Raw genomic sequence first — 11595 nt, 5'->3', positions numbered from 1 at the left:
GCCCGCTTCGTGCAGCGACATGTGAAATCGGATTTTGTGGAAGCCGGCGCCGCTCAGTCGGTGCGGCTGCGCGCCTTCAGCCAGGTGCTGCGCATCTGCGCCCACAGCCGGCTGACCGGCGCATCGGGCGTCAGCCCGTCATTCACGGCACACATCCCCATGGCTTCCGGAAGCGGGATCCAGACCATGGTCTGTTCGGACGCTGCGGAGGCGGAGGCCCGGCGGGCCGTCTGAGGATTGGCCATGATAGCGTTCCAGTACAATGACTTGGGAGGTTAGGGCTTGAGGCTTGGCACGGCCGCCGGGGTCACGGAACTCCAGGCGGCATCCCGGTTTCACATCCGATCATTACGCGGAAGACTCTTATTGTCTATCATGATTGTGGATTTATGAGCCGAGAAAATTCTATTTGAACATTTTTGATTTGTTGATTTGTAAATTTTCACGAAACCGTTGACAGGTCATTTTCCCTATCTGCTAATTAGGGAATAAGCGCTGCCCCTTCGCGGCTGCTCTGCCAACCGCCGGTCCGCGACCGGATCGGGCCTGTCGGGCGCCTTTTCGATGCGGCGCTCTGCTGCTTTCACAAAACAACAAACTCATTGCGGGAAACCACCATGCGCACTCCCTCGCAGGCCCCTTCGCGTCCGGCCTCCCGAAGCGGCCTGTCGCCGCGATTTCTGATCGCCGGCGCCCTCAGCCTCGCCATCGGCCTCGCCCTGACCGGCGCAGCCAAGGCTGGTCCGACGCTGGACGCGATCAAGGCGCGCGGCAGCATCAAGGTCGGCGTCGGCACCCAGCCGGGCTTTTTCGCCCCCGACAGCAACGGCCGCTGGCAGGGCTTCTTCGTCGATTTCGGACGGGCGCTGTCCATCGCCGTGTTCAACGACCCGGACAAGGTGCAGTTCGTCTCCTCCTCGCCGCAGCAGCGCCTGCCGGCCCTGCAATCGGGCGAGTTCGACATCCTGCTGTCGGGCGTGACCCAGACCTTCACCCGCGCCACCAAGCTGGGCTTCCATTTCGGCCCGGTGGTCTTCTATGACGGCCAGGGCCTGCTGGTGCCGAAGAAGCTGGGGGTGAGCAAGGGCAAGGAGCTGAACGGCGCCACCGTCTGCGTCCAGACCGGCACCACCGGCGAGCTGAACATCACCGACTTCTTCCGGCAGAACAGGATCGCCTTCAAGCCGGTGGTGATCGAGGAAACCGCCGAGAACCAGAAGGCCTTCTCCAGCGGCCGCTGCGACGTGCTGACCCAGGACGCCTCCGATCTGGCGATCACCCGCACCCAGCTGCCCAAGCCCGACGATTACGTCCTGCTGCCCGAGCGCATCTCGAAGGAACCGCTGGCCCCGGCCATCCGCTATGGCGACGACCAGTGGCTGGAGATCGTCAACTGGGCGGTCTACGCCACCATCCAGGCGGAGGAGCTGGGCATCACCCAGGCCAACATCGACAGCTTCCTGACCAGCGCCGATCCGACGGTCCGCCGTTTCCTGGGCGTCGATCCCAGCCTGGGCGAAGCGGCCAAGCTCGACCCGAAATTCGCCTACACCATCGTCAAGACCGTGGGCAATTACGGCGAGATCTTCGACCGCAACGTCGGGCCGGCGACCAAGGTCGGGCTGGACCGCGGCTTCAACAAGCTGTGGACCCAGGGCGGCCTGCTCTACGCCCCGCCCTTCCGGTGAGCAATCCGGTGCGCTCCGGTCCGATTGCCGCGGTCGCCCTCTGGTGGGGTGGCCGCAGCGGCCTTCAGGCGGCGATCCTGGCGCTCGTGCTGCTGGGCGGCTTCCTGCTCGGCTCCAACACGCTGGCGAACATGGAGCGCTTCGGCATCACGCCGGGCTTCGCCTTCCTCGGCCGCCCGGCGGGCTTCGAGATCGGGGAGGCGCTGCTCGACTACCGGCCGCAGGACAGCTACGCGCTGGCCCTGCTGGTCGGGCTGCTGAACACCGTCAAGGTCGCGGTGGCCGGCTGCCTGATCGCCACCGTCCTGGGCGTGCTGCTGGGGGTGGCGCGGCTGTCCGGCAACGCGCTGCTGTCGGGGCTGGTGCAGGGTTACGTCGAGATGGTCCGCAGCACGCCGCTGCTGCTGCAACTCTTCTTCTGGAGCGCCACCTTCCAGGCGCTGCCTTCCCCACGCCAGGCGCTGAACCCGCTGCCGGGCGTCTTCCTGTGCAACCGCGGCATCCAGCTGCCCGCCTTCGCCGACGGACGGGCGGGCGGATGGCTGCTCGCGGCCATCGCGCTGGCGCTGGCGCTCGCCCTTGCCGGGACCGTTCTGCTCCGGCGCCTCGGGCGGCGGGATGCGCTGTCGGGGGTGGTACTCGCCACGGCCGCATGCGGCCTGCCCGTCGCGCTGCTGCTGGCGTCGGGCGTGCCGTTGCAGGTCGAATTTCCCGAACTCGCCGGTTTCAACTTCAGCGGCGGGACGACGGTATCGCCGGAATTCTCCGCCCTGCTGGTCGGGCTGGTCGTCAACGCCGCGGCGATGATCGCGGAGATCGTGCGCAGCGGCATCCAGGCGGTGCCGGCCGGACAGTGGGAGGCCGCCCGCGCGCTGGGCCTGCCGCGCCGCCGGATCATGCGGTTGGTGGTCCTGCCCCAGGCCATGCGGGTGATCGTGCCGCTGCTGACCTCCAGCTATCTCAACCTGACCAAGAATTCGAGCCTCGCCGTCGCGATCGGCTTCCCCGATCTGGTCAGCGTCATCAACACCAGCGCCAACCAGACGGGGCAGGTGCTGGAAACCATGGCGATCATGATGGGCGCCTATCTGACGGTGAACCTCGCGGTCTCGGCGGCGATGAACCTGTACAACCGCCGGCTGGCGGCGAGGGGAGCGCGATGACCGACGGCGTCCTGCAAAGCGCCCCGCCCCTCACCTCGCCACAGCCGCGCTGGCAGCGCCTGTGGGCCGGCCTGTTCGGCACGCCGCTGAATGCCGCGGTGACGCTCTGCTGCCTCGCCCTTCTCGGCTGGGCCGTGCCGCCGCTGCTGCGCTGGACCTTGCTGGATGCCGTGTGGGTGGGGCCGGCCGACCGCTGCGCCGATGCGGCCGGCGCCTGCTGGGCCTTCATCGGCGAGAAGCTGCGCTACATCCTGTTCGGCTTCTACGACCAGGACCGGCAGTGGCGCCCTGCGGCGGCCGGCGCCATCCTGCTGGCGCTGGCCGGGTTCAGCGGCATGCCGCTGTTCTGGCGGCGGGCGACGCTGTGGCTCTGGCTCCTCGGGCTGGCCGCCGCCCTGCTGCTGCTGACCGGCGGGCCCGGCGGGCCGGCGGTGCCGACCGAGCGCTGGAGCGGCCTGCCGGTCAGCCTGCTGCTCGCCGTCCTCGGGTTGGTCGGCGCCTTCCCGCTGGCGGTGCTGCTGGCGCTCGCCCGGCGCAGCTCCATGGGCGGGGTGCGGACGCTGGCCGTCCTGTTCATCGAGGTGACGCGCGGCGTGCCGCTGATCGCGGTGCTCTATGTCGCGACCCTGCTGCTGCCGCTGATGCTGCCCGCCGGCGCCGCCATCGACAAGCTGCTGCGGGCGCAGATCGCCATCGTCCTGTTCGTCTCCGCCTATCTGGCCGAGATCGTCCGGGCCGGCCTTCAGTCGATCCCGGCGGGCCAGTATGAAGCCGCCCAGGCGCTGGGGCTCGGCTATTGGCAATCGATGCGGCTGGTGATCCTGCCGCAGGCGCTCAGGACGGTGATCCCCTCCATCGTCACCCTGGCGATCGGGCTGTTCCAGGACACCACGCTGATCATCGTCATCGGCCTGTTCGACCTGCTGAACACCGCGCGAACCGCCGCCAAGGACCCGGCCTGGCTCGGATTCTACGACGAGGCGTTCGGCTTCGCGGCGCTGATCTACCTGACGGTCTGCGTGATCGCGTCGCGCTACAGCCTGTGGCTGGAACGCCGGCTGCGGCGGTGAGAACCGCTCGCCGCAGCCAGCCGGATCAGGAGTAGAAACCCGGTTCCGGCAGCGCGCCGGTCAGGGCATGGACGCCCAGCTCCTTCAGCTTGTAATCCAACGGATCATGCAGGGAGTGGGTTCGGACATTGCGCCAGAAGCGGTCGAAGCCATAGCGCCCGGCGGTTCCCCGTGCGCCCGTAATATCGAACAGCCGGCCGGCGGCATCCAGGCCGGCACGGGCGGCGGCCACCTTGAAGGTGGCGACGGCGAGCGAGGTCTCGCCCCGCTCCTGCGCCCCCAGCGACCGTCCGCGCTCCCACGCCCGTTGCAGCCGGTCGAGCGCCAGCCCGCCCAGCGCGTCAGCCGCGGCAACGGCCAGCTGCACCTCGCCGAAATGGTGCAGCAGATAGGGATCCTCGGCGGCGCTGGCCACGCCCGACGCCCGCCACGGCCGCCCTTCCGTCAGGGTGAAGCCGCGCGCCGCCGCCAGTGCCCCTTCGGCGATGCCGAGATAGAGGCTGGCCAGGATCGACTGGGCGATGCAGGGGCGCAGGCTGGAGGCGACGTCGCCGAACGGCCCCGGCGGTCCCAGGATGTCGGCGGCCGACACCGCCACGTCGGTGAAGGTGACGGTGCCGCTGTCGGTCTGGCGCTGGCCGATGGCGTCCCAATCGTCCAGCACGGCGATGCCGGCACGGTCGGCCGGCAGCACCATCACCCGCAACACCCCGTCCGGCCCGTCCGCCGACACCAGCAGCAGGTCGGAATCGGTTGCCCCGGAGCAGAAGCTCTTGGTGCCGTTCAGACTCCAGTTCTGCGGTTCCTCCTCCGCCGGCTCCCCGGCCGGCGTCAGGTGGGTGCGGCGGTCGAGCGGGTTCAGCGCATTGCCCCAGAACAGGCCGCGCCGGGCGGTTGCGGTCAGCAGCCCCGCCCGCTGGGTCGGATTGCCATAGAGCAGGATCGAGGCGACCATCAGGTGATGGAAGGCGAACAGATGGGCCAGCGAGGAATTGACCTGCGCCAGTTCCCGCACCGACCCCAGGATCGCCGGCCAGCCTTCCCCCTGCCCGCCATAGGCCGCCGGGATCGCCAGGGTCAGCAGGCCGGAGCGGCGGATGGCGTCGCGTTCCGCCTTGGCGGTGCCGCCGGCCCGGTCTCGGGCGACGGCGGTCTCGGCCAACAGGCTTTTGAGGTCGGCCAGCGCCCCGCGCAGGGCCGGGCTGGACAGCGGAACGAGGCTCATGAGGCACTCCTGGCCGGCTGAAGATCGCCGAAGGGGCTGACGAAGGCGACGTCGGGTGCGGCCTGAGCTGCCGGCGGCGGGGCCGTCACCGGCAGCAGCGGGAACAGCAGGTCGGCGACGCGGTGCGCCTCCTCCAGATGCGGGTAGCCGGACAGGATGAAGCTGTCGATGCCGAGATCGCGGTATTCCAGCAGCCGGTCCGCCACCTGCCGCGGGTTGCCGACCAGCGCGGTTCCGGCCCCGCCGCGCACCAGCCCGACGCCGGCCCACAAATTCGGCGCCACCACCAGATCGTCGCGGGAGGCAAGCTCGGTCATCCGGCGCTGGCCTTCGGATTCGAAGCGGCGGAAGGCGCCGTGCGCGGCTTCGACGGCGCTGCGGTCGATCTTGCTGATGAGTTTCTCGGCGGCGGCCCAGGCTTCCGCCTCGGTCTCGCGCACGATGATGTTGACGCGCAGGCCATAGGACAGGGTGCGACCATGCGCCGCCGCCCGCGTCCGCACGTCCGCGATCTTGGCGGCCACCGCGTCGGGCGGCTCGGCCCAGGTCAGGTAAGTGTCGAAATGCTCCGCCACCGCGGCATGGCCGGCGGGCGACGAGCCGCCGAAGAACAGCGGCGGATGGGGGCGCTGCACAGGCCGCAGCGGCACGGCGGCACCCTTCACCGTCACGTGGCTGCCGGCGAAATCGACGGTCTCGCCGGCCAGAACCCGCTTCCACACCGTGAAGAACTCGGCCGCCTGGGCATAGCGGGCGTCATGGTCGAGGAAGACGCCGTCGCCGGCCAGTTCCGCCGCGTCGCCGCCGGCGACCACATTGAGGTAGAAGCGCCCGCCCGACAGCCGGTCCAGCCCGGCGGCGAGCCGCGCCGCGAAGGTCGGCGTCATCGAGGACGGCCGGGTGGCGACGAGGAAGCGCAGCCGCTCCGTCGCCGCGATCAGCGCGGCGGAGACGATGTAGGGCTCCTCGCAGGCCTTGCCGCAGGGAACCAGCACGCCATGGTAGCCGCGCCGGTCGGCGGCCCGGGCGATCTCCGTCAGATAGTCCAGGGTGGCGGGCCGGCTGTCGACCTGGCTGCCCAGATAGGGGCCGTCGCCATGCACCGGCAGGAACCAGAAAATGTCCATGGGTCGGTCCTCCGCTCAGAGATCGAGCGCCAGCAGGCGCCGGGCATTGTCAAACAGCAGCCCGTCGAGCACCGCCCCGTCGAAGCCGAGCTTCAGGAAATCCTCCACCGTCTGCTTCATCGGGCGGAACGGATAGGAGCTGCCGAACAGCAGCTGGTCGCGCAGGAAGCCGTTGGCGGCCTCGACATAGAGGCGGCTGCCGGGCAGGAAGAGGTACATGTCCGGCACGATGTGGACGTTGGGATGGCGGAAGGCGATCCCGACGATCTCCGCCACATGCGGCCAGAAGCCATGGTGGATGACGATGTTCAGGGTGGGGAACGCGCGGGCGATGCGGCCGACCGGGGCCGGGTCGTTGAAGCGCGGGTCCGGCGTGGTCGGGCCGGTCATCAGGAAGACCGGTACCTTCAGCTGGTCGCAGGCGTCATAGACCGGCAGCAGCGACGGATCGTCGAAGGGGATCGCCGGATCGAGGAAGCCCGGTTCCAGATTGATGCCCTTCAACCCCAGCGCGGTAACGGCTCGGCCCACCTCAACCACCGCGGCGGCGATGCCCTGGCGCTGCGGATCGACGGAGCCGATGCCGATCAGGTCCGGCCGGCCGGCGACCAGCTCCTGCACCCGGTCGTTGGAGGTGCTGACGCCGGGGGTGTCGCGGCCGATGATGGCGGCGACGGTGATGCCGGCCTCCCGCACATCGGCGAGATAGCCGTCCAGCGTGTGGGAGCGGGTGAAATGGGCGTCGTCGCCACGGGTGCCAACGCGCCGGTTCAGCCATCTGGCCGTCTCGAAGCCGGGGGTGCCGGGGGTCGCCCCATAGAAATCATGCAGGAAGGCGGGGCGGCTGCGCAGGTCGATGATCTTGCGGGACACGGTTGCGGTCTCCGGTTGCAGGGTCTGCCCTGGAGGGGCAACATCGGTGCCAAACCGGCTTGTTGTTTGTTTTCAATTGCTTGACCAAGGTTCTCCCCGGCCGCCGCGCTGCAATTGCAACAGCCGCCGCCGGGGAATTGCTGCATGGGCAGCGCTGGTTTCACATGTCGCCCGTTACGCCCAGGTGCCGGACCACACCGCCTCGCGCACCGAGATGCTGGACTTCAGCAGACCGGAAGCGTGGAAGCTGTCGGCGACCGCCTGCTGCCGCCGCACAGCACGGTCGTCGAGCGGTTTGGCCCCGTAGGTCAGCCGGCTGAAGGCCAGTTCCAATGCCTGGGCGGCAATGCCGAGATCGCGGGTCATGCTCTGCGCCGCCTCCGCCGCGTGCAGGGCGGCGTATTCGCCGGCCTTGCCCACCTCGTCCAGCAGGATGGAGACGGCTTCCGGGTTGCGGTCGGCGAAGCTCTGGTTGGCGAGGTAGAACTGGTGGTTGGGCACCAGCCCGCTGCCGTCGGTCAGTACCCGTGTGTCGTCGCGGATCTGGGCCGAGGAGAGCAGCGGATCCCAGATCGCCCAGGCATCCACCATCTCGTCGAGCAGCGCCTCCAGCGCCGCCGCCGGCTGCATATGGACGATCCGCACGTCGTCCAGGGTCAGCCCATAGGCCTGCAAGGCCCGCAGCAGGAAGTAATGGACGTTCGAGCCGGTGTGCAGCGCCACCGTCCGCCCGCGCAGGTCGGCGGTGCTGCGGAACGGGCTGTCATGGCGGACCAGCAGCGCCTCGGCATTGGGAGCCGGCGGGTCGTAGCCGACATAGACCAGCGGCACCCCGGCCGCCTGGGCGAAGACCGGCGGCGCCTCCCCGGTCGCCACGAATTCCACCTGCATGCTGCCGAGCGCGTCCATCATCTGCGGACCGGACACGAACTCGGTCCAGGTGACGCGGTAGCCATGGGCGGCCAGCCGCTGCTCCACGGCGCCGCGCATCTTCAGGATGCTGGAGGTGCCGAATTTCTGGTAGCCGATCGGCAGCTCCACAAGCCGGACAGGCAGCCGGGCCGGCAGGGACGAGACCACCGGAGCGGAAAGCTTGGACCCCCGTTCCTGGCTCCGCTCCTCCCCCGGCTCCGCCGCGCCGGGGCGGCGGCGCGGTGCGATGGCGCCGAGATGGGCCAGCTGGGTGCGGAAGGCGTTCCGGGTCATCCCCAAGCTTTCCGCCGCCCGCATCTGGTTGCCGTCCGCCAACTCGAAGGCGCTGCGCACCGCGGTGCGGACCAGCCGCTCATACAGGTCGGCCTCGCCCTCGGCGACGGCGCGGGCGACCAGCGCCCTCACCGCCCCCTCCAGGTCGCAGGGTGGCGGTTCCACCCCTCCCGAAGCTCGGCCCTGCCCTTCGCAGCGCAGCCGGACGTCGTCCGCGCCGATCTCCGGGCCGGGCGCCAGCAGCACGGCGTTATGCAGCACATTCTCCAGCTGGCGGATGTTGCCCGGCCAGGGGCAACGGGCCAGCCGGCGCAACGCCTCCCCGCTCAGCGACAATTCCGGCCGGCCGAGCCGTTCCTTGTGAAGGTCGAGGAAATGCCCGGCCAGCGGCGGGATGTCGCCCGGCCGCTCGCGCAGCGGCGCCAGCCGCACCGAGGCGACGTTCAAACGGAAAAACAGATCCTCGCGGAAGCGCCTGGCCTCCACCGCCGCCTCCAGATCGACGTTGGTGGCGGCGATGACACGGACGTCGATGGGAATGGGCTTGCGGGAGCCGACGCGCACCACCTCGCGCTCCTGCAGCACGCGCAGAAGCTTGACCTGAAGGGCGGGCGGCAGGTCGCCGATCTCGTCCAGCAGCAAGGTGCCGCCATGGGCGGCCTCGAACCAGCCGGCTTGGGTCTTCAGCGCACCGGTGAAGGCCCCCTTCTCGAAGCCGAACAGTTCGGCCTCCGCCAGCGTGTCGGTGAAGGCGCCGCAATTCACGGCGACGAAGGGGCCGTCGGCTCGCCGGCTGCGGCTGTGGATATAGCGCGAGACCAGTTCCTTGCCGGTGCCGGTCTCGCCTATGATCAGCACGGTGGCGTCGCTGGGCGCCAGCCGGTCGAGATCGGCCTGGAGCCGTTGCGACTGCGGATCCTCGAACACCATGGCGGTGGCGCGGATCTTCGGCTTGCGCCCCCGGCTGGCCGGGTCGAAGGCGACGATGCGGCGCTGTTCGTAACCGGCGGCGTCGATGCCCGGTCCGCACCCCCCGTCCTGCCCCACGACAACGGACGGCAAGGCGGCGGCGTCGAACCGGCAGGAGGACAGGCCGGGCCCCGGACGGGGAGCGGCGTCGAAGGCTGTCGCGGCGGGCCAGCGGTCACTGGGCGGGATCCTGGTCATGGCGGCACCTGCTTCCTGAGGCGGGCATCGTCGGGTCACCCCGAACATTCCCCAGTGTATCAATATGGAAATTGATTCAATATTACAAACTCACAGAGTTATTATTGAACAATCTACGCCAGCATAATGCCTACATGCTGTTGCATGTGCAGCAGGAATGGTGTGAAGCCTGCTGCCTTTGAAGCGGGATTTTCCGCGATCCCTGCATGGTCTCTTCAACAAAATCAGCTAGTTAGGCATCTGGCACACTGATTGCGCCTATGGCTCCGGACAACCCCGCACTGGAGCTTGTGTACAATGGGCAAGATCAAGGTCGTCACCGTCTCCGGCAATCTGGGCGCCCGGTCCCGCACCCGCGCCCTGATCGATGCCGTGGTGGAAGGCGTCGAGGCGCAAACCGCCATCCACCGCACCGACATCGTCATCGGCGAACTGGCACCGGAGCTGGGGGCGCTGACCGATCCGAAGGCGGTGCCGCCGCGCGTGGCCGACGCGCTGGCCGCCATCGCCGGCGCCGATCTGCTGGTGGTCGGCACGCCCGTCTACAAGGGCTCCTACACCGGGCTGTTCAAGCATCTGATCGACTTCATCGACCCCAACGCTTTGGGCGGCGTGCCGGTGGTGCTGACCGCGACCGGCGGCAGCCCGCGCCATGCCCTGGTGATCGAACACCAGCTTCGCCCGCTGTTCGGCTTCTTCCTGGCCCATACGGTGCCGACCGGCGTCTTCGCCCAGGACAGCGACTTCACCGACTACCGCCTGAGCAGCGCCGACATCGCCGCCCGCGCGACCCGCGCCGCCGACGAGGCGGTGCGCATCGCCGCACTCGGCCGGCTGACGGCTCCCACCGCTTCCCTGGCCGCCGCGCCCTTGGTCGCCGCCTGATCCTCCCTTCTTCCGCTCCCGGAGACTTCGCCATGACCGCCACCACGACTGCCAATTCCGACGCCGTGAAGTTCGCCTATTGGGTTCCGAACGTGTCCGGCGGCCTCGTCATCAGCAAGATCGAGCAGCGCACCAGTTGGGACATCGACTACAACCGCAAGCTGGCGCAGATCGCCGAGCAGGCCGGGTTCGAGTATGCGCTGAGCCAGATCCGCTTCACCGCCGGCTACGGCGCCGACAACCAGCATGAATCGGTCGCCTTCACCCATGCCCTGCTGGCGGCGACCGAGACACTGAACGTCATCGCCGCGGTGCTGCCCGGCCCCTGGCACCCGGCCCTGCTGGCAAAGCAGGTCGCCACCATCAGCCATCTGACCAAGGGCCGCATCGCCGTCAACATCGTCAGCGGCTGGTTCCGCGGCGAGTTCCAGGCCATCGGCGAGCCGTGGCTGGATCATGACGAGCGCTATCGCCGGTCGGAGGAGTTCATCCGCGTCATCCGCGGCGTCTGGTCGGAGGACAATTTCTCCTTCAACGGCGCCCATTACCGCTTCGAGAACTACACGCTGAAGCCGAAGCCGCTGGCCCCGCTGCCGGAGATCTTCCAGGGCGGCAGTTCCCGCGCCGCCCGCGACATGGCGGCCCGCGTGTCCGACTGGTATTTCACCAACGGCAACACGCCGGAGGGCATCAGGGCGCAGATCGACGACATCCGCGCCAAGGAGGCCGGCACCGGCCACCGCGCGAAGATCGGCGTCAACGCCTTCGCCATCGTCCGCGAGACCGAGGAGGAGGCCCGCGCCGTCCTTAGCGAGATTCTCGAAAAGGCCGATCCCGACGCGGTGAAGGGCTTCCACCATGAGGTCCAGAATGCCGGCAATGCTTCGCCGGAGCGCGAGGGCAACTGGGCCAAATCCACCTTCGAGGATCTCGTCCAGTACAATGACGGCTTCAAGACCAACCTGATCGGCACGCCGCGTCAGGTGGCGGAGCGCATCGTCCACCTGAAATCCATCGGCGTCGATCTGGTCCTGCTCGGCTTCCTGCATTTCCAGGAGGAGGTCGAGTATTTCGGCAAACACGTCATCCCGCTGGTCCGCGAACTGGAAGCGGCCAAGGAACGGGAAGCGGTCGCCGCCTGAGCAAGTCCCGCGGGGGAGGCCCACCTCCCTCGCCCCATAACCCGAGGTC

The 11595-nt window shown here is 68.8% G+C and carries 10 protein-coding genes; 5 read left to right on the top strand and 5 right to left on the bottom strand.

Features of this window, described 5'->3' with window-relative positions:
* Positions 1-53: 53 nt before the first annotated feature.
* Positions 54-245 (bottom strand): hypothetical protein, encoded by a 192-nt coding sequence (locus tag ACWPN8_RS29630; RefSeq protein WP_492243357.1) that lies wholly within the window; start codon positions 243-245, stop codon positions 54-56.
* A gap of 372 nt (positions 246-617) precedes the next feature.
* On the opposite strand from ACWPN8_RS29630, the gene ACWPN8_RS29625 reads away from it, so the two are divergent.
* The 3 genes from ACWPN8_RS29625 to ACWPN8_RS29615 are packed head-to-tail and all read left to right on the top strand — an operon-like array spanning position 618 to position 3921.
* Positions 618-1688 (top strand): amino acid ABC transporter substrate-binding protein, encoded by a 1071-nt coding sequence (locus tag ACWPN8_RS29625; RefSeq protein ID WP_492243356.1) that lies wholly within the window; start codon positions 618-620, stop codon positions 1686-1688.
* A gap of 8 nt (positions 1689-1696) precedes the next feature.
* Positions 1697-2851, top strand: a complete 1155-nt coding sequence (locus ACWPN8_RS29620) for an amino acid ABC transporter permease (RefSeq protein WP_492243355.1) — start codon at positions 1697-1699, stop codon at positions 2849-2851.
* Positions 2848-3921 (top strand): amino acid ABC transporter permease, encoded by a 1074-nt coding sequence (locus ACWPN8_RS29615; protein WP_492243354.1) that lies wholly within the window; start codon positions 2848-2850, stop codon positions 3919-3921. Before ACWPN8_RS29620 ends, ACWPN8_RS29615 begins: the two co-directional genes overlap by 4 nt.
* 25 nt (positions 3922-3946) lie before the next feature.
* Here the strand turns inward: ACWPN8_RS29615 and ACWPN8_RS29610 are convergent, their stop codons facing one another.
* The 4 genes from ACWPN8_RS29610 to ACWPN8_RS29595 form a co-directional block, all read right to left on the bottom strand.
* Entirely contained in the window at positions 3947-5146 is a 1200-nt protein-coding gene (locus ACWPN8_RS29610; protein WP_492243353.1) for an acyl-CoA dehydrogenase family protein, read from the bottom strand.
* The gene (gene ssuD, locus ACWPN8_RS29605; protein WP_492243352.1) at positions 5143-6273 is read right to left on the bottom strand and encodes an FMNH2-dependent alkanesulfonate monooxygenase; all 1131 of its coding nucleotides are present in this window, start codon (positions 6271-6273) and stop codon (positions 5143-5145) included. The genes ACWPN8_RS29610 and ssuD overlap by 4 nt, the downstream gene beginning before the upstream one ends.
* A gap of 15 nt (positions 6274-6288) precedes the next feature.
* The gene (locus ACWPN8_RS29600; RefSeq protein WP_492243351.1) at positions 6289-7146 is read right to left on the bottom strand and encodes an amidohydrolase family protein; all 858 of its coding nucleotides are present in this window, start codon (positions 7144-7146) and stop codon (positions 6289-6291) included.
* 174 nt (positions 7147-7320) lie between these two features.
* Positions 7321-9519: a sigma-54-dependent Fis family transcriptional regulator gene (locus ACWPN8_RS29595; protein WP_492243350.1), complete on the bottom strand. Its 2199-nt coding sequence runs from the start codon at positions 9517-9519 to the stop codon at positions 7321-7323.
* Positions 9520-9816: 297 nt separating this feature from the next.
* Here ACWPN8_RS29595 and msuE point away from each other — a divergent pair, with 297 nt between their 5' ends.
* Positions 9817-10404 carry an FMN reductase gene (gene msuE / locus ACWPN8_RS29590; protein ID WP_492243349.1) on the top strand — a complete coding sequence of 196 codons (588 nt, stop codon included), beginning with the start codon at positions 9817-9819 and terminating at the stop codon, positions 10402-10404.
* Positions 10405-10436: 32 nt separating this feature from the next.
* Positions 10437-11546 (top strand): dimethylsulfone monooxygenase SfnG, encoded by a 1110-nt coding sequence (gene sfnG / locus ACWPN8_RS29585; protein ID WP_492243348.1) that lies wholly within the window; start codon positions 10437-10439, stop codon positions 11544-11546.
* Positions 11547-11595: the final 49 nt, after the last annotated feature.

It is taken from the genome of Azospirillum sp. UENF 112521 (assembly GCF_058780665.1).
The sequence above is the reverse complement of the archived record's forward strand: the minus strand, read 5'-3'. Positions and strand labels throughout refer to the sequence as shown.

Excerpts from the sequence above, each read along its gene's own strand:
- ACWPN8_RS29610 (WP_492243353.1), bottom strand. The coding sequence starts at position 5,146 with ATGAGCCTCGTTCCGCTGTCCAGCCCGGCCCTGCGCGGGGCGCTGGCC.
- ACWPN8_RS29595 (WP_492243350.1), bottom strand. The coding sequence starts at position 9,519 with ATGACCAGGATCCCGCCCAGTGACCGCTGGCCCGCCGCGACAGCCTTC.
- ssuD (WP_492243352.1), bottom strand. The coding sequence starts at position 6,273 with ATGGACATTTTCTGGTTCCTGCCGGTGCATGGCGACGGCCCCTATCTG.
- ACWPN8_RS29615 (WP_492243354.1), top strand. The coding sequence starts at position 2,848 with ATGACCGACGGCGTCCTGCAAAGCGCCCCGCCCCTCACCTCGCCACAG.
- msuE (WP_492243349.1), top strand. The coding sequence starts at position 9,817 with ATGGGCAAGATCAAGGTCGTCACCGTCTCCGGCAATCTGGGCGCCCGG.
- ACWPN8_RS29625 (WP_492243356.1), top strand. The coding sequence starts at position 618 with ATGCGCACTCCCTCGCAGGCCCCTTCGCGTCCGGCCTCCCGAAGCGGC.
- sfnG (WP_492243348.1), top strand. The coding sequence starts at position 10,437 with ATGACCGCCACCACGACTGCCAATTCCGACGCCGTGAAGTTCGCCTAT.
- ACWPN8_RS29630 (WP_492243357.1), bottom strand. The coding sequence starts at position 245 with ATGGCCAATCCTCAGACGGCCCGCCGGGCCTCCGCCTCCGCAGCGTCC.